Source organism: Actinoplanes sp. NPDC051859 (assembly GCF_044452725.1).
In the GTDB taxonomy this organism is placed as follows: domain Bacteria; phylum Actinomycetota; class Actinomycetes; order Mycobacteriales; family Micromonosporaceae; genus Actinoplanes.
The window spans coordinates 449,909-464,429 of record NZ_JBITBX010000002.1 but is presented as its reverse complement, the minus strand read 5'-3'; the positions used below and the strand labels follow the sequence as shown (position 1 = coordinate 464,429).

At 70.0% G+C, this 14,521-nt stretch carries 13 protein-coding genes and 1 pseudogene; 8 read left to right on the top strand and 6 right to left on the bottom strand.

Annotation, left to right across the window (positions count from 1 at the left end):
* Positions 1–15: 15 nt before the first annotated feature.
* From ACIA1L_RS06130 to ACIA1L_RS06120, 3 genes are all read right to left on the bottom strand, one after another.
* Positions 16–690 carry a PepSY domain-containing protein gene (locus tag ACIA1L_RS06130; protein ID WP_396071412.1) on the bottom strand — a complete coding sequence of 225 codons (675 nt, stop codon included), beginning with the start codon at positions 688–690 and terminating at the stop codon, positions 16–18.
* Positions 691–766: 76 nt separating this feature from the next.
* Complete coding sequence (locus ACIA1L_RS06125; protein WP_396071411.1) at positions 767–2,011, bottom strand: sensor histidine kinase; 1,245 nt, start codon at positions 2,009–2,011, stop codon at positions 767–769.
* Positions 2,008–2,691 (bottom strand): response regulator transcription factor, encoded by a 684-nt coding sequence (locus ACIA1L_RS06120; protein WP_396071410.1) that lies wholly within the window; start codon positions 2,689–2,691, stop codon positions 2,008–2,010. The genes ACIA1L_RS06125 and ACIA1L_RS06120 overlap by 4 nt, the downstream gene beginning before the upstream one ends.
* 103 nt (positions 2,692–2,794) lie before the next feature.
* Between ACIA1L_RS06120 and ACIA1L_RS06115 the strand changes: the two genes are divergently transcribed.
* From ACIA1L_RS06115 to ACIA1L_RS06100, 4 genes are all read left to right on the top strand, one after another.
* Positions 2,795–3,265: a hypothetical protein gene (locus ACIA1L_RS06115; RefSeq protein WP_396071409.1), complete on the top strand. Its 471-nt coding sequence runs from the start codon at positions 2,795–2,797 to the stop codon at positions 3,263–3,265.
* Between the two features lie 217 nt (positions 3,266–3,482).
* On the top strand, positions 3,483–5,306 hold the full coding sequence (locus ACIA1L_RS06110) for an AMP-dependent synthetase/ligase (protein WP_396071408.1): 1,824 nt from the start codon (positions 3,483–3,485) through the stop codon (positions 5,304–5,306).
* A 260-nt stretch (positions 5,307–5,566) separates the two neighbouring features.
* Entirely contained in the window at positions 5,567–7,087 is a 1,521-nt protein-coding gene (locus ACIA1L_RS06105; protein WP_396071407.1) for a 3-hydroxyacyl-CoA dehydrogenase NAD-binding domain-containing protein, read from the top strand.
* A gap of 92 nt (positions 7,088–7,179) precedes the next feature.
* Positions 7,180–8,841: a DUF2079 domain-containing protein gene (locus ACIA1L_RS06100; RefSeq protein WP_396071406.1), complete on the top strand. Its 1,662-nt coding sequence runs from the start codon at positions 7,180–7,182 to the stop codon at positions 8,839–8,841.
* A gap of 34 nt (positions 8,842–8,875) precedes the next feature.
* Here ACIA1L_RS06100 and ACIA1L_RS06095 read toward each other — a convergent pair whose 3' ends face one another.
* Positions 8,876–9,652: a hypothetical protein gene (locus tag ACIA1L_RS06095; RefSeq protein ID WP_396071405.1), complete on the bottom strand. Its 777-nt coding sequence runs from the start codon at positions 9,650–9,652 to the stop codon at positions 8,876–8,878.
* A 371-nt stretch (positions 9,653–10,023) separates the two neighbouring features.
* Between ACIA1L_RS06095 and ACIA1L_RS06090 the strand changes: the two genes are divergently transcribed.
* Positions 10,024–10,509 carry an NUDIX domain-containing protein gene (locus ACIA1L_RS06090; RefSeq protein ID WP_396071404.1) on the top strand — a complete coding sequence of 162 codons (486 nt, stop codon included), beginning with the start codon at positions 10,024–10,026 and terminating at the stop codon, positions 10,507–10,509.
* A gap of 162 nt (positions 10,510–10,671) precedes the next feature.
* On the opposite strand, the gene ACIA1L_RS06085 is transcribed toward ACIA1L_RS06090, so the two are convergent.
* Positions 10,672–10,893 (bottom strand): hypothetical protein, encoded by a 222-nt coding sequence (locus tag ACIA1L_RS06085; protein ID WP_396071403.1) that lies wholly within the window; start codon positions 10,891–10,893, stop codon positions 10,672–10,674.
* A 171-nt stretch (positions 10,894–11,064) separates the two neighbouring features.
* Between ACIA1L_RS06085 and ACIA1L_RS06080 the strand changes: the two genes are divergently transcribed.
* Entirely contained in the window at positions 11,065–11,949 is an 885-nt protein-coding gene (locus tag ACIA1L_RS06080; RefSeq protein ID WP_396071402.1) for a helix-turn-helix domain-containing protein, read from the top strand.
* Positions 11,946–12,146 carry a DUF397 domain-containing protein gene (locus tag ACIA1L_RS06075; RefSeq protein ID WP_396071401.1) on the top strand — a complete coding sequence of 67 codons (201 nt, stop codon included), beginning with the start codon at positions 11,946–11,948 and terminating at the stop codon, positions 12,144–12,146. The genes ACIA1L_RS06080 and ACIA1L_RS06075 overlap by 4 nt, the downstream gene beginning before the upstream one ends.
* Positions 12,147–12,170: 24 nt before the next feature.
* Here ACIA1L_RS06075 and ACIA1L_RS06070 read toward each other — a convergent pair whose 3' ends face one another.
* On the bottom strand, positions 12,171–13,625 hold the full coding sequence (locus ACIA1L_RS06070; protein ID WP_396071400.1) for a PLP-dependent aminotransferase family protein: 1,455 nt from the start codon (positions 13,623–13,625) through the stop codon (positions 12,171–12,173).
* A 59-nt stretch (positions 13,626–13,684) separates the two neighbouring features.
* Between ACIA1L_RS06070 and ACIA1L_RS06065 the strand changes: the two are divergent.
* Positions 13,685–14,290 (top strand): annotated as a pseudogene (locus tag ACIA1L_RS06065) (YitT family protein); the annotation flags it as partial.
* Between the last annotated feature and the right edge of the window lie 231 nt (positions 14,291–14,521).

Sequence of the window (14,521 nt, the reverse complement as noted above, 5' to 3'; positions counted from 1 at the left end):
TCTCGGCTGCCGCACTCAGTCGTCCGAGCCGCGGCCCCGACCCCGGTCGTCCCCGCCCTTGTCGTCACTGCCCCGACCCCGGTCGTCGCCGCCCTTGTCATCGCTGCTCCGGCCACGGCCCCGATCGTCAGCCTGAGTGTCATCGCTACCGCGGCCGCGACCCCGGTCGTCAGCCTGAGTGTCATCGCTACCGCGGCCACGGCCGCGCTCGCCGCCCTTGTCGTCGCTGGTGCGGGTGGCGGTGCTGTCGTCGCTGCCGCGACCGCGGCCCCGGTCGTCGGTGCCGTCGGTGCGGTGGCGGGTGACCGCGCCCGTCGCCCGGTTCACGTGGATGTCGTGCTCCACGCCGCCGGTGACGACCTCGACGTTCCAGACGGCGACGCCGTGCTCGGTCTCCCGCTCGATCTTGGTGACCCGGCCGCCGCCGGCCGCGCGCACCGCGATGGCCTTGGCCGAGTCGACGCTGACCGCGCTGCCGGAGCCGGGGATCGCGGAGGCCGACGGCGAGGCGGTGGGGGTCGCGGTCGGCGAGGCCGAGGTGGCGGTCGGCGACGGGGTGACGACGTCACCGTTCGGCAGCATCCGCACGGCACCGTCGTCGGCGCCGTCCGAGGCGAACGCCACCCCGCCGATGGTGAGCGCGGCGACTGCGCCAACGGCCAGGGCGGATGCGGAGCGAAGCTTGATCATGGGTACTCCCGAGGTCGGTGCTGATCTGACCTCGACAAGATCTCTCGTTGCGGGCTATGGCGGCGCTGTGTGATCGCTAAGGCCGGGTTAAATCGAGGACGACCCGCGCCCCGCCGCCCGGCGCTGACCCGGCCCGCAGCGCGCCACCGCTCGCCTCGGCCGCCCGCCGGGCAATGTCCAGCCCCAGCCCGGTCGATCCGCTGCCCGACGCACCCCGGCGCAACGCGTCCGCGGGGAAGCCCGGTCCCTCGTCGGCCACGGTGAGCACCGCTCCGCCGTCTGGTCGCGGCTGGAGAGTCACCTCGAACGCCGTGCCGTCGGGCGTGTGCGCGAACACGTTGGCGAGCAGAGCGTCCAACGCCGCCGCCAGTTCGTCGGCCGGAATCGCCGCCGGCAGCGGGCCGGGTGGCAGGTCGCTGCGCAGCGGCCGGCTCGTGTCCTCGGCGAGCACCGACCAGAACGCCACCCGGTCGGCGACGACGGCGGTCGCGTCGCAGGTCCGCTGCTCGCTGCCGCGGCGGCGGGCCTGCTGGATGACGGTGGTGACTGCCCGGGCCACGTCGTCTGCGGCCGCCGCCAGCCGAGCCGATTCCGCCGGGTCCCGCAGCGACTCTGCCTCCAGCCGCAGGGCGGTCAGCGGAGTCCGTAGCCGGTGGGACAGGTCCGCCACGTGTTCGCGTTCCTCCCTCAGCAGGTCCTGGATGCGGCCGGCCAGGTGGTTCAGCGCCAGCGCCACCTCGCGGACCTCGGGTGGTCCCGCGGGTTCGGCCCGGGCGGTCAGTTCGGCCCGGGCCAGCCGGTGGGAGACGGCGGACAGGTCGGCGATGGGGGCGACGAGCGTACGAGCCAACCGGTCCGCGACGACCAGCCCGAGCAGGACCAGCGCCGCACCCAACCCGGCCAGTGCCAGCCAGGACTGGGTGACCCCGCGGGTCAGTTCGGCGTGCGGCACTACGGTGCGGATCACGTACGTGCCGGTGCCGCTGACGACCGGAACGACCAGTTCGCGGCCCGCCGCGGTGGTGACGGTGAACGCTTCGCGGCGCAGGGCGGCCAGCTCGACGGCCGGGGTCCGGGGGGCTTCCTGGCCGATCACCTCGCCGGCTGGGGCGAACACGCTGACCGGCAGCGTCTGCCCGTCGACGGCCAGGGCGAGCTCGTCGGTGCCGATCAGCGGCACGATGGTCTGCAGGACACCCTGGGCGCGGCCGATCGCCCGGTCCTCGGCCACCTGGCGGACCAGCAGCGCGAGCGGCACGAGGAAGGCCATCAGCACCAGGCAGGTGGTGGCGGCGACGAGCAATGTCAGCCGCCGTCTCATGCCGGCTCGCTCAGCCGTACGCCCACGCCGCGCACGGTGTGCAGGTAGCGCGGCTCCTGCGCGGTCTCGCCGAGCTTGCGGCGCAGCCAGGACAGGTGCACGTCGACGGTCTTGTCCGCGCCGCCGTACGGGACCTGCCACACCTCGCTGAGCAGTTCCCGCTTGGTGACCACCTGCCCGGCTTTCGTGGCGAGATGGTGCAGCAGGTCGAACTCGCAGGGGGTGAGGTCGAGGCTCACCCCGTCCAGCGTGGCGGTACGCGCACCCGCGTCGATCCGCAGCCCGCCGACGACGACCGCCGTGGCCGGAGCGCCGGTTCCGGGGCCGCGGCGCAACACGGCCCGTACGCGAGCGTCGAGTTGCGCGGCCGTGAACGGTTTGACCAGGTAGTCGTCGGCACCGGCGTCGAGCACCTGGACGATCTCGGTGTCGTCGTCGCGGGCGGTCGCCACGATCACCGGCACGGCGCTGACCGCGCGCAGCATCCGCAGCAGTTCCCGTCCGTCGAGGTCGGGGAGGCCGAGGTCGAGCACCACCAGGTCGGGTCGTTCCTCCAGAGCGGTGCGCAGCCCGTCCATCGCGGTGTGCGAGGCGGCGACGGCGTGGCCGCGCTCCCGCAGGGCACGCAGGAGGCTGGTCCGGATCGCCGGGTCGTCCTCGATCAGCAGCAGGTGGGCCACGCTGGCGAACCTAACCCCCGACGCACCACCGGGCGGGGACCTTTACCGTCCTTTATCCCTCGCACAGGCTCTGCTTAGCGTCCGGCCGGGCATAGTCGACCTGGTGAACCGTCGCACGTTGCTCGTTGTCGCAGGCTGGGTGGGGGCGGCCGCCCTAGCGGTGCTGGCCGGCCTCGCCGGGATCAGCATTCTGGGTTCGGGCCTGACCTCGGCCGGGACCAGCCCACGCAGTGAGGCCCAGGTGGCCCGCGAGCTGGCCGCTGCGCCCGAAATGTCCGTTCAGGCCGGGCCGTCGTCCGCGAGTGCTGCGGCGCCTTCCGCGCAACCATCTTCATCTGCGCGAAACTCCCCCGTCAGCCGCACGCTGAAGACCACCGGCGGCACAGTGGTCGCGCGCTGCGTTGCGGGTGCTGCGGAGATTGTCGCCATGTCGCCGGCGCAGGGATATGCGCTGCATGAACGGGCGGGCGCCGAAGGGGAATTCCGCGCTATTTCCGACAATCATGACCGGGTCCGGTTCATCGTGGGCTGCACGTCCGGGCGTCCCGCTCTCACCAGCCGGGACGACGACTGACGCCGCCCGCCCCGGCGCGGAAGGCGGCGCGCCTGGCGCCGTACGAAAATCGATGGGGTTGCATCCGATTTGTTGAGCCGTTTCGGCGTCCGGATGCGTACTGACCGGCGGATAGGATTGGCCCCGGGGCCTGGGGCACTCTGGTGCTCACAAGTGTGAGGCAATACTCTCCGGTAACACGGCTGTAACCCCCTTAGACGCAAAGAGGCGGCGCCTTATGGTTCTCGAGGTTCCCTACCGCTCGATCCCGGACATGTTTTTGCAGCGTGTGCGAGCGACCCCGAACGGGAAGGCGTTCGCCGCCCCCAACGCCGACGACACCGGGATGGTGTGGCTGACCTGGTCGCAGGTGGGCGAGCGGGCCAAGGCCATCGCCGCCGGCCTGATCGGCCTGGGGATCGGGCTCGAGGACCGCGTCGCGATCCTGTCGAACACCCGCCTGGAGTGGGCGCTGGTCGACCTCGGCATCAACTGCTCGGGCGGCGCGACCACCACGGTCTACCCGACGACCGAGCCCGAGGACGCCTCCTACATCATCGCGGACTCCGGTTCGAAGGTGCTCGTCGCCGAGAACCCGCAGCAGGCCATGAAGATCAACGGTGCCGGCACCGCCGTCACCCACGTGGTCCTCATCGACGGCCTCGCCGACGCCAACGCCCAGCCGCCCCAGCTCACCCTCGCCGAGCTGGAGGAGCGCGGGCGCGCGGCCCTCGCCGAGACCCCCGACCTGGTCGACCAGCGCGCCGAGTCGGTCGGGCCGGACAATCTCGCCACCCTGATCTACACCTCGGGCACCACCGGCCGCCCCAAGGGCGTGCAGCTGCTGCACGGCGGCTGGACCTGGGAGGGCGTCGCGCAGGCGGGCCTCGGCCTGTTCGAGTCGACCGACCTGCAATACCTGTGGCTGCCGCTGTCGCACTCGTTCGGCAAGACGCTGCTGTGCGGCATCCTGCACGTGGGCGTGCCGACCTACATCGACGGCCGGGTCGAGAAGCTGGTCGAGATGCTCGCCGTGGTCAAGCCGACGCTGATGTGCGCGGCGCCGCGCATCTTCGAGAAGGTCTACAACAAGACCGTCACGACGGCGATGAGCGCGGGCGGCGCCAAGGCCAAGATCTTCACGTGGGCGGTCGCCACCGGCAAGCGCAAGGTCGCCCTCGACCTGGCCGGCAAGCCGCTGCCGCTGGGCCTCAAGCTGCAGTTCGCCGTCGCCGAGAAGCTGGTCTTCAGCAAGCTGCAGGAGAAGCTCGGCGGCCGGCTGCGCGTGCTCGTCTCCGGCTCGGCCCCGCTGAGCCGCGACATCGCCGAGTTCTTCGCCGCCGCCAACCTGCCCATCTCGGAGGGCTACGGCCTCACCGAGAGCAGCGCCGCCAACTTCGTCAACCGCCGCGACGAGCTGCGCATCGGCTCGGTCGGCCGCCCGCTCGGCGACCTCGAGGTCCGAATCGACACCGACGGCGAGATCTTGCTCCGCGGCAAGCCGGTCATGCGCGGCTACCACAACCTGCCCAAGGAGACCGCCGAGTCGTTCACCGAGGATGGCTTCTTCCGCACCGGCGACATCGGCGAGCTCGACGCCGACGGCTTCCTGCGGATCACCGACCGCAAAAAGGACCTGGTCAAGACGTCCGGCGGCAAGTACATCGCCCCGTCGGCGATCGAGGGCACGTTCAAGGCCGTGTGCCCGTACACCTCGCAGGCGGTCGTGGTCGGCCAGGCCCGCAACTTCGTCACCATGCTGATCAGCCTGGACGAGGACGCCATCGCGGCCTGGGCGTCCGGCGGCCCCCTCGCCGGCAAGTCCTACTCCGAGATCGTCGCGGCGCCGGAGACCGAGAAGCTGATCGCCGGCTTCATCGACGAGCTGAACGGCAAGCTCAACCGCTGGGAAACGGTGAAGAAGTTCGCCATCCTCCCCCGCGACCTCTCCATCGAGGAGGGCGAGATCACCCCGTCGATGAAGATCAAGCGGCGCAGCGTCGAGGCCAACTTCGCCGAGCAGATCGACAAGATGTACGCAGGTTCGCTCGCCCAGATCTGACCTCGTTCTTCCTCTGCGGTGCCCCGGGCCTTCGCGGTCCGGGCACCCTTTTTTTCAAGGTACGGCCGTGGGCGTCGACACCTTCCGCACCGGCGCCGGCGAGATCGACGGCTGGCGGAACGGCCTGATGTGGCATCGGTCGAAATGCATGGGTTTCCTACGGTGGTGGCGATGTTGATCAGGCATCCTCGCGCCGACCGGCGGCAGCGTCACGAGCGCGCCGCCGGGCAGCGCGGGACCACGGAACCGAAGGGAACACCATGCCGCACACGTACCGCTATCCGGTACGGACCGTCGGAGTGGTCGGCGGCGGGGTGATGGGCAGCGGCATCGCCCTGACCTACGCCCTCGCCGGACACGACGTCGTCGTGGTGCAACGAAGCGCCGAAAGCTGCACCGCCACCGAGGACCGGCTGGACGGACTCACCCGCCAGCTGGTCCGGGCCGGCTCGCCGGACGCCGGTCGGATGTCGACAGTGCGCCGCCGGATCACCACGACCACGGACCTGTCGCAGCTCGCCGTCGCCGACTACGTGGTTGAGGCCGTCGCCGAGGATGCCGCCGTCAAGCAGCAGGTGCACGCCGCCATCGACGAGATCGCCGCGCCGGACGTGGTGGTGGCGAGCGCGTCGACCGCCATCCCGGTCGACGTCATCGCCCAGGACTGCAAGCACGCCGAGCGGGTCATCGGCACCCGGTTCTACCTGCCGGCACCGCTCGTCCCACTGGTCGACGTGGTGCGCGGCACGCAGACCGTGGACGGTGCCGTGGACATCGCCGTCCGGCTGCTCGGCGGCGCGGGCAAGCGTACGGTGACCTTCGATCGGCACGCGGCGGGCGCCACCGGTCCCCGGCTGCAGACCGCGCTGATCAACGAGGGCCTGCGCATCGTCGACGAAGGCCTCGTCGACCCGGAGACCCTCGACCGGATCCTCACCCAGGGTGTCGGCCGCCGGTTCGGCGTCACCGGCGTCTTCGACCGGCTCGACTTCGCCGGGCTGGACACCGTCGCCGCGACGCTGCGCAACCTCGGCCGGCCGGTGCCGGCGCCCATCGAGGAGCGGCTGCAGCAGGGCCGGCTGGGCGTGAAAAGCGGCGCCGGCTTCTACGAGTGGAGCGACGAGCGGATTGCCGCCGTCGAGGATGCCCTCGCCCGTCAGCTCACCGGGCAGGCGGCACACGAGCGCGCCTCGCTGCCCACCGCCGCCGGACCGCAGCAGGTCGTGGTCAACCCTGCGGTGCTGCGCCCGTTCCTCGACGCGGCGCTGGAGGCCTACCGGACCTGCACGCCCGAAGAGCCGCCGGGCTGCTTCGCCCTGCTGGTCGGCCGGATGGACGCGGACCGCATGGTGGTGGAACGCGCGGTCCTCGCCCGCAACGTCCGCGGCACCGACCAGGCCGCCGCCGGCGAGTACGAGGCGACCATTGTGCCGTGTTTCGGGGCGGCATATGACAACGCGAACCGCGGCTTCTGGTGCCACGCGGTGGACCAGCTCAAGGTGCACCGCGAGGCGGAGGCCGATGGGCTCGAGGTGCTCGGCTCGATTCACCTGCACCCGGACTGGCACCGGATCGGCCCGGACCACGAGCGCGGCATGCAGATCAGCCAGCACCCGACGGCGATGGACGCGTACATGATTCAGCAGACCCAGTGGCCGCTGAACCTGATCTGCTACGTCGAGGGGGCCGGCGACGTCCCCACCTACACCATCGGGGCCTGGGCGCCGCCCACGGACGGCGGCAACAGGTGCCACGAGCTGACGCTGCACTGGACTGTGTAGCCGCTTCGCGCCGCGCACCTCAACGGGTGCGCGGCGCGCGCACTGACGGTTAGTCGAGCGTCGATCAACTAGGCTGCCCGATCGTGCCAGCAGTGCGGAAGTATGCAGTCCAGACCCTTCGGTCCCCCTGCACCTGGATCGTGGCCGTCGCGATCTACCTGTTCGCCAGCTGGGCCCACGCCCAATACGTGAACATGGCCGGACCGGTCGGCGCCTGCGACCTCGGCATCTTCTACCAAGCCGTGCAGGGCTGGTCGACGAACGGCTGGCCGTACGTCGCCATCAAAGGCTTCCCGCAGCTCGGCGACCACTTCTCGCCAGCATTCGCGCTGCTCGCCCCGCTGCTCTGGATCAACGACTCACCCCTGATGCTGGTGTACGCGCAGATCCTCCTGCTCTGCCTCTCCGGCGTCCCGATCTACCACCTCTTCCGCCGCCGCCACGGCCTCTGGGTAGCCAGCGGCATCCTCATCGCGTACCTGTGCAGCCACGCCGTCCTCCGCACCATCGCCTTCCCGGTCCACGAAGTGATGTTCGGCGCCGTCCTGCTGGCCTGGGGCCTCGAACGCATGCTCACCGGCAAGTGGACGCAGGCCACCGTGCTGTTCGCCCTCCTCGTCACGGTCAAGGAAGACGGCGGCCTCCTGTGCGCACTCCTCGGCCTCTACGCCCTGGTCAACCGCCGCTGGCGGCACGGCACCTTCCTCATCCTCTGGGGCGGCCTCTGGTTCGTCCTCACCCTCAAAGTGATCATTCCGGCCCTCAACCCGGGCGGCTTCACCTACGTCGTGGACTATCAGCAGAGCCTGCACGCCGACGGCATCTTCGCGGGTATCCCGTACATGCTCTCCCACCCGCTGGAGATCCTGGCGCTGATGGTCGACGACCCGGAGAAGGTGACCACCTGGGTCCGACTGCTGCTGCCGCTCGGCTTCGTCGCCCTCGCCTCGCCGATCGTGCTGCTCGCCGTACCGATGATGCTGGCCCGCATGCTGTCGTCCCGGGAGACGCAGTGGTCGTCCGCGTTCTACTACGACATGCCCCTGATGCCGATCCTCTTCGCCGCCGCTGCGGACGGCATCCGCCGCATCGGCAACGTCGTCGACCGCTTCCGTGGCCTGCCCCCGGTGCCCGACCCGGCCCGTCACCCCCAGCCAGCCAATGCCGCTCTTCCGTCGTCCACAGCCGACCCGACAGTCGCATCCCCCGGTTCCGACCCGGCAGTCGCATCCCCCGGTTCCAGCCCGACTGAGGCGATGGCGGAGGGCGGCAGCCCGGCGGACAACGGCGCGAAGCCTGGCGTGCCGCGCAAACGGCGGACGTCGACAGTTCTGGCCGCGGTGGCAGCGGTCGTGTTCGCCGCGTTCGCGCTTTTGGACTTCCAGGACGGTCAGGTCGTCCGCTGGCACCTCGGCAGCGGCGGCTTCAACACCTCAGCCAGCGTCGCCGAAGCCCACCAGGCGCTCGACCGCGTCCCGGAAGGCGTCACCGTCCGCGCCACCAACAACCTGGCCCCGCCGCTGCTGGCAACCAACGAGGTGACCCTGATCGGCTCGAACGTCGACCGCGGCGACTGGGCCATCGTCGACACACTCAAACCCGGCTGCCCCATCACCGACGCCGTCGTCCCCGCCGTCATGCAGCAACTCGACGGCATGGGCTTCCGCACGGTCTTCACCACCGGCCGCTTCGTCGTCCTCCAACGCACCGCCCCCGCCACCGCCCCCATCCGAGGCACCGGCGCCCGCAGCTGAGCGGAAGCTTCTTCGCAAGGAGACCCGGCAACCTTCAGGAGGCGGGACGCAGGTAGGCCGTGGAGAACGGCTCGTGCCGGGCACGCATGTCGGCATATGCGGTCAGCAGCAGCGGAGACACCACGACGTTCGAGATGATCGAGAACGCGGTCGAGACGATCGCAGCGGCGACGGCCGCTCCTGGGGTCACGTCGCCGCCGAGGTCATCCGCGCCCAGGATGACGAGGGACAGAGCGCCATTCGCCAGCGTGAATGCCAGCATGATGCCGCCGGCCGTAGCCACCCGCCCGATCGCCGCACCGAAGTCAGCGTGGAACAGCTCGAAGGTGCGGCCGATGCCTTTGCCTCGTTCCAGCAGAACCACCACCGGGAGTACCGACAGGACCAACGCCACGTAGATGCCGGGTAGGAAGCAGAACGCCAAGCCCACCATGATGAGCAGGGCCGCCAGGAAGCCCCAACTGATCATCGCGGGGAGCCGGCGCAGGCCGGTCACGAGCGCCCCGCGTACCGAGACCGGCTGGGCGGTGGCGTGCTGCACCAGGATCTGGACGGAGGCGAGCTGGGTGACGAAGTTCAGCAGCATCGCGATCACGGCAGTACCGAGAGGAATCAGCAGCGCCACGAGGTCATCGCCGGTGAACTCGCTGCTGGTGCTCGCCCCGGTCGCCCAGGGCTCGAGGTTGAGGAAGACGCCGTGGAGAACCAGCGGAAGAGCCCAGAGCAACTGGACCACGGCCATCGGACGCCAAGCGGCCGAGAGGAGGGCGACCGCCCGGTTCCACCAGCCGCTGAAGGTGGGACTTACCAAAGGGTCATCGGGGCTGGCGTACCAGCCGGGCTGAGGTCCGTAACCCGGCGTCGGCGCGCTGTGCGGGTAAAAGGACTGGGGAGCCGGGCCGTGGCCGGGCGCCACTGGATTATTGGACCAACCGGGCGTTCCGTACCCTGAAGGCGGCGCTGTTTGATCGGCGGGACCGACGTCGCCGGCAGGGTTGCCGGACGATATCCCGGTGTTGTGGTGGGGCTGCTCGTCGTCAGGCCGGCGGGCCGGGTTCTCGCTCAACGTCGTCCTATCCTCAAATCAAGATCAGCTGCGACACGATAGCGCCTGGAATGCATGTTCCGGGGACCGCTTTTACCTCGGCTCGCACTCCGCCGAGCCACGGCTACGGTGCTCCCATGGCAATCTCCTCGCACCTGGCCCGGCTACGGTCGATGATCGGCCACGAATTGATCCTGCTGCCGGCTGTGTCGGTCCTCGTGCTCGACGAGCAAGCACGGCTCCTGCTCGTTCGTCACGCCGGCCAGCGCGACGGATGGGCGGTGCCCGGCGGCGCGGTCGAGGTTGGCGAATCCCCGGCCCAGGCGGCCGTACGGGAGATCCGCGAGGAAACCGGCCTCCAGATCAACCGATTGCGGCTGCGGGACACTCTCGGCGGCCCGGACTACGAGGTGACCTACCCCAACGGCGACCGGGTCGCCTACGTCACCACCGTCTACGAAGCCGGCATCTCTGCTGGGACACCGGTTCCCGACCAGGAGGAGATCACCGAGCTGGACTGGTTCGCCCCGGTGCACCTGCCGGAACTCGACCTCAACCCGTTCACCCGGGCGCTCCTGCGGGCTACCGGCTACCTCCCGGCTCCGGAGACATCGCGGGCTTAGCACCAGTGCGAGTCCAGGACCTGCCCGCACCGCGGTTTCCGGCGGCCTCGAGGAACGGGCGAAGCGCCCGGTGCATCGCTGGCAGTTGATCGTCAGAAATGAAGCGATGACCGTTATCCGCCAACAGATCGGCGATCGCGGCGATGACGTCTTCCTCGGCAACTACACCCATCGCTCCGGCCCTGTCGACCGCCACTCCTGGCCCCGGGTCATGAGCGGCCGGTCGTTGCGGAACCGGACCTGCGGAACCGCCACCGTCCGCTCGTTCCAGGACACCGGGGGCCGGGCGGCGGTGATCGAGTCGGGACACGGATACCACCGGCAGCCGCAGGCGCACCGCTTCTTCCAGGACTTGCACCACAGCCGCACCGGTCGATGTCTCATCGATTGCTCCTCTCTGGATTTCGAAGCGAGATTGATGGTGGCGCGCCCGAGCCGAACGGTGCAACATTGCTACGAGCTCGGCTGCGGCCTGATTCTCTACACCGCCCCGAGTCATTTCACGACGCACATTGCACCGCATTCGTTTTGTAATGCTCGTGAAGGAGCTTCACTGTGGAGAGTGATCCCGGATCCACGGTCCCGCGCCGCCAACTCGGCCGCTACCTGCGCCAACTCCGCGAAGACGCGCGCATCACGGTCAAGCGCGCGTCCGAGGAGCTGGAATGGTCGGGCCCCAAGATCTGGCGCATCGAGGGCGGCATGAGCGCCATGCGCGCCCTGGACGTCGAAGCCATGTGCCGCCTCTACGGCGCCACCCCCGACACCACCGAAGCCCTGATGTCCCTGGCCCACGAAACCAAGGCCAAGGGCTGGTGGAACGCTCACGGCGATGCCGTGCCCGGACATCTCGAGCTGTACATGGGCTTGGAGAGCGCTGCAAGCAAATTGCGCACGTATGAGCCAGAGTTGATCCCCGGAATGCTCCAGACGATGGCCTACGCGACAGCAGTCTTCCGGACGCGCCAGAAGCACTCCGAGGAGGGCATACGACGGCGCATCGCCATCCGTCAAGAGCGACAGAAGATCCTCACCCGCACCTGGCCGACCCCGCCCAGGCTGGAAGTAGTCCTCAACGAGGCCGCGCTACGCCGGCCGCTGCATTCGCCCAGCGAATGGGTAGAACAGCTCCGGCACATCCTCGCGGTCGGAACACTGCCGAATGTTGTAGTCCGCGTCATGCCGTTCCAGCCAGGCATCAATCCAGCGGCGAACAGCGGAGGCGGCTTCGTCATCCTGGACTTTCCCGACACCGGAGCCGCCCGAGGAGCTGAACCCACCACCGTGCAAAGCGATGGACTGACGGGCTCGGTCTACCTGGACAAGCCCTCCGAGGTGGAGGATTACGATCAGGTCTGGGGCCAACTGATCGCCTCAGCCCTCAACGAGCAACGGTCCAGGAAGTGGATCGCTGCCCTCGCAAAGGAGCATTCTCGATGATCGACTCAGCGCGCGCCGTGTGGCGGAAAAGCGTCCGCAGCAACGCGGAGGGCCAGTGCGTCGAGGTGGCCGACAACCTGCCGGGCGTGGTCGGGGTCAGGGACTCGAAGGATCAAGCCGGTCCAGCGCTTACCTTCTTCCCCGCCAGCTGGACTGCTTTCATCGGCGCAGTGAAGGAAGGCAAGTTCGACCGCTGATCCTTCTCGGACAGTGTCGCGTTCCTAGGCGATGACGGCCGGGGTGCGCCAAGCCGGCCGGGATGCCCGGTCCAGGTCGTGCCGCACTGAGGCGATCCGCCTGATCGCCTCGGTCAGATCGTCCGCGGCCAGGGTGAACGGCAGCCGGATGAAGCGTTCGAGCGTACCGTCCAAACCGAACCGTGGCCCGGGAGCAAGCCGCACGCCCACATCTTCGGCCGCCCGGGCGAGCGCGCTCGAGATCGGACCGTCCAGTTCGGCCCACAGCGTGACGCCGCCGCCGGGCACATAGCAGCGCCACTCTGGCAGGTGCTCGCGCAGCGCTTCGATCAAGGCGTCCCGGCGGAAGGCCAACTGCCGACGCCGGGCCGCGACGATCTCGGGCGCCTGAGCGAGCAGGTGTACGGCGACGAGCTGTTCGAGCACCGGGCTTGCCATGTCGACGCCGACCCGCAGCGCGGCGAGCCGTTGCACGAGTGGGGCCGAGGCGCGCACCCAGCCGATCCGTAGGCCTCCCCAGTACGCCTTGCTCATGCCGCCGATCGACACCACTCGGGAGTGCCGATCGAAAACGGCCACTGGGGGCGGCATTTCGGCGCCGTCGAGGGGTAGGTCCACGAAGGATTCGTCGATGACCAGTTCGGTGCCGGTGGCGTGGGCGGTGGCGACCAGCCGCTCGCGGAGGTCGGTCGGCATCAGGTGACCGGTGGGGTTCTGGAACTCGGGGATGATGTAGGCGAGCCGGGGCCGGGTCTGCCTTAGCGCCCCGAGCAGCAGTTCTCCGTCCCACCCGCTGGTCGCGTCGAGTCCGTGGGTGCTGATCCGGGCGCGCCGGGCGGCGAGGGCGGCCAGCGCGTTGGGGTAGGTCGGCGACTCCACCAGCACCGGCGCCCCGGCCGGGACGGACAGCCGCAGCACGAGGTCGAGGGCCTGTTGGGTGCCGCTGGTGATCAGAATCTGCTCGGCGCTGGTCGTCACGCCCCGCGCGGTGTAGCCGGCAGCGACGGCTTCGCGGAGCTCCTGCAGCCCGGTCGGGTGGTAGCCGGCGCTGCCGAGGAACCGCGGCAGGTCGTCGGCGGCGGCCCGGGCGGCGGGCACGAGCTCGACCGGCGCGGCCGAGGCCGCCACGCCGAGGTCGATCATGTCGATGTCGTCGTCCGGGGTCCAGAGGCCGGAGGTGGCGACCTTGTGGCCGTTCGGGAGGGTGGTCCAGCTTCCGGCGCCGCGCCGGCTGGTGAGGTGGCCGGTCTCGCGGAGGCTTCGGTACGCCGCAGTCACCGTGGTCCGGCTCACCCCGAGCGACTCGGCGAGCTCACGTTCGGCGGGCAACCGTACGCCCAACGGCAGCCGCCCGTCGGCGAGCAGACCGCGGACCGCCTCGGCGAGGGCCGCGTAGTCGGGGCGGCGGTGTCGACCGGGCAGGGAGTGCCACTGGCCGAGGAGCCGCGCCAATTGGCCTCCGCGAACCGACGTCGTCACGGCCACCTCCGGGAAATTGGCTCTATCAGCCCGAGCAATTGGCCCTCAGAGTGGCATCTATGCGCACCACAAGCAACTCCGTCACACGCCGCCGCCTGCCTCGCCGGCTCGGCCAGCTCTTCGCCGGCCTGCTCCTGTACGGCGCGAGCATGGCGCTCATGGTCGACTCAGGGCTCGGCCTGACCTCGTGGGATGTGTTCCACCAGGGCGTCTCGAAGGCCACCGGGCTGAGCTTCGGCCTGGTCGTGGCCCTGGTCGGCATCCCGGTCCTGTTGCTGTGGATCCCGCTGCGCCAGCGGCCGGGCTTCGGCACGGTCGCCAACCTGATCGTGATCGGTTTTGTGGCCGACGCCACCCTGGCGATTCTGCCGCCCGGCGAATCGATGGCGATGCGCTTCACCTATCTCGTGGCCGGCATCCTGCTGAACGGCGTGGCGACCGGCATGTACATCGGCGCCCACTTCGGCCCCGGCCCGCGCGACGGCCTGATGACCGGCATCGTGCGCCGCTTCCCCCGGCTGTCACTGCGACTGGTCCGCACCGCCATCGAGGTGTCCGTGCTGGTCAGCGGCTTCCTGCTGGGCGGGACGGCGGGCATCGGCACGGTCGCCTACGCCCTCGCCATCGGCCCGCTGGTGCAGATCTTCCTCCCGATGTTCGAGGTGGGCGGCCGCGCCACCCGGCAGGCCGCGGCAAGTCAGCCCGACCTTGCCGCGGACCGGACCGACCCCGCCGCGGACCGGACCGACCCCGCCGCGGACGGGGCCGACCCCGATACGGGCCGAATCGATGCTGCTTCGCGCCGGACCGACCCCCAAGAGGGCGAATTGTCGGGCTGCCCCGGGCACAACTCGGTGAACATGTGTCACACCCGCGCTTTCCGGTTCGCCGGGCAG

Coding starts and splice junctions, on each gene's coding strand:
- ACIA1L_RS06105 (WP_396071407.1), top strand. CDS start 5,567: ATGCCGCACACGTACCGCTATCCGGTACGGACCGTCGGAGTGGTCGGC.
- ACIA1L_RS06125 (WP_396071411.1), bottom strand. CDS start 2,011: ATGAGACGGCGGCTGACATTGCTCGTCGCCGCCACCACCTGCCTGGTG.
- ACIA1L_RS06075 (WP_396071401.1), top strand. CDS start 11,946: ATGATCGACTCAGCGCGCGCCGTGTGGCGGAAAAGCGTCCGCAGCAAC.
- ACIA1L_RS06090 (WP_396071404.1), top strand. CDS start 10,024: ATGGCAATCTCCTCGCACCTGGCCCGGCTACGGTCGATGATCGGCCAC.
- ACIA1L_RS06085 (WP_396071403.1), bottom strand. CDS start 10,893: ATGAGACATCGACCGGTGCGGCTGTGGTGCAAGTCCTGGAAGAAGCGG.
- ACIA1L_RS06110 (WP_396071408.1), top strand. CDS start 3,483: ATGGTTCTCGAGGTTCCCTACCGCTCGATCCCGGACATGTTTTTGCAG.
- ACIA1L_RS06130 (WP_396071412.1), bottom strand. CDS start 690: ATGATCAAGCTTCGCTCCGCATCCGCCCTGGCCGTTGGCGCAGTCGCC.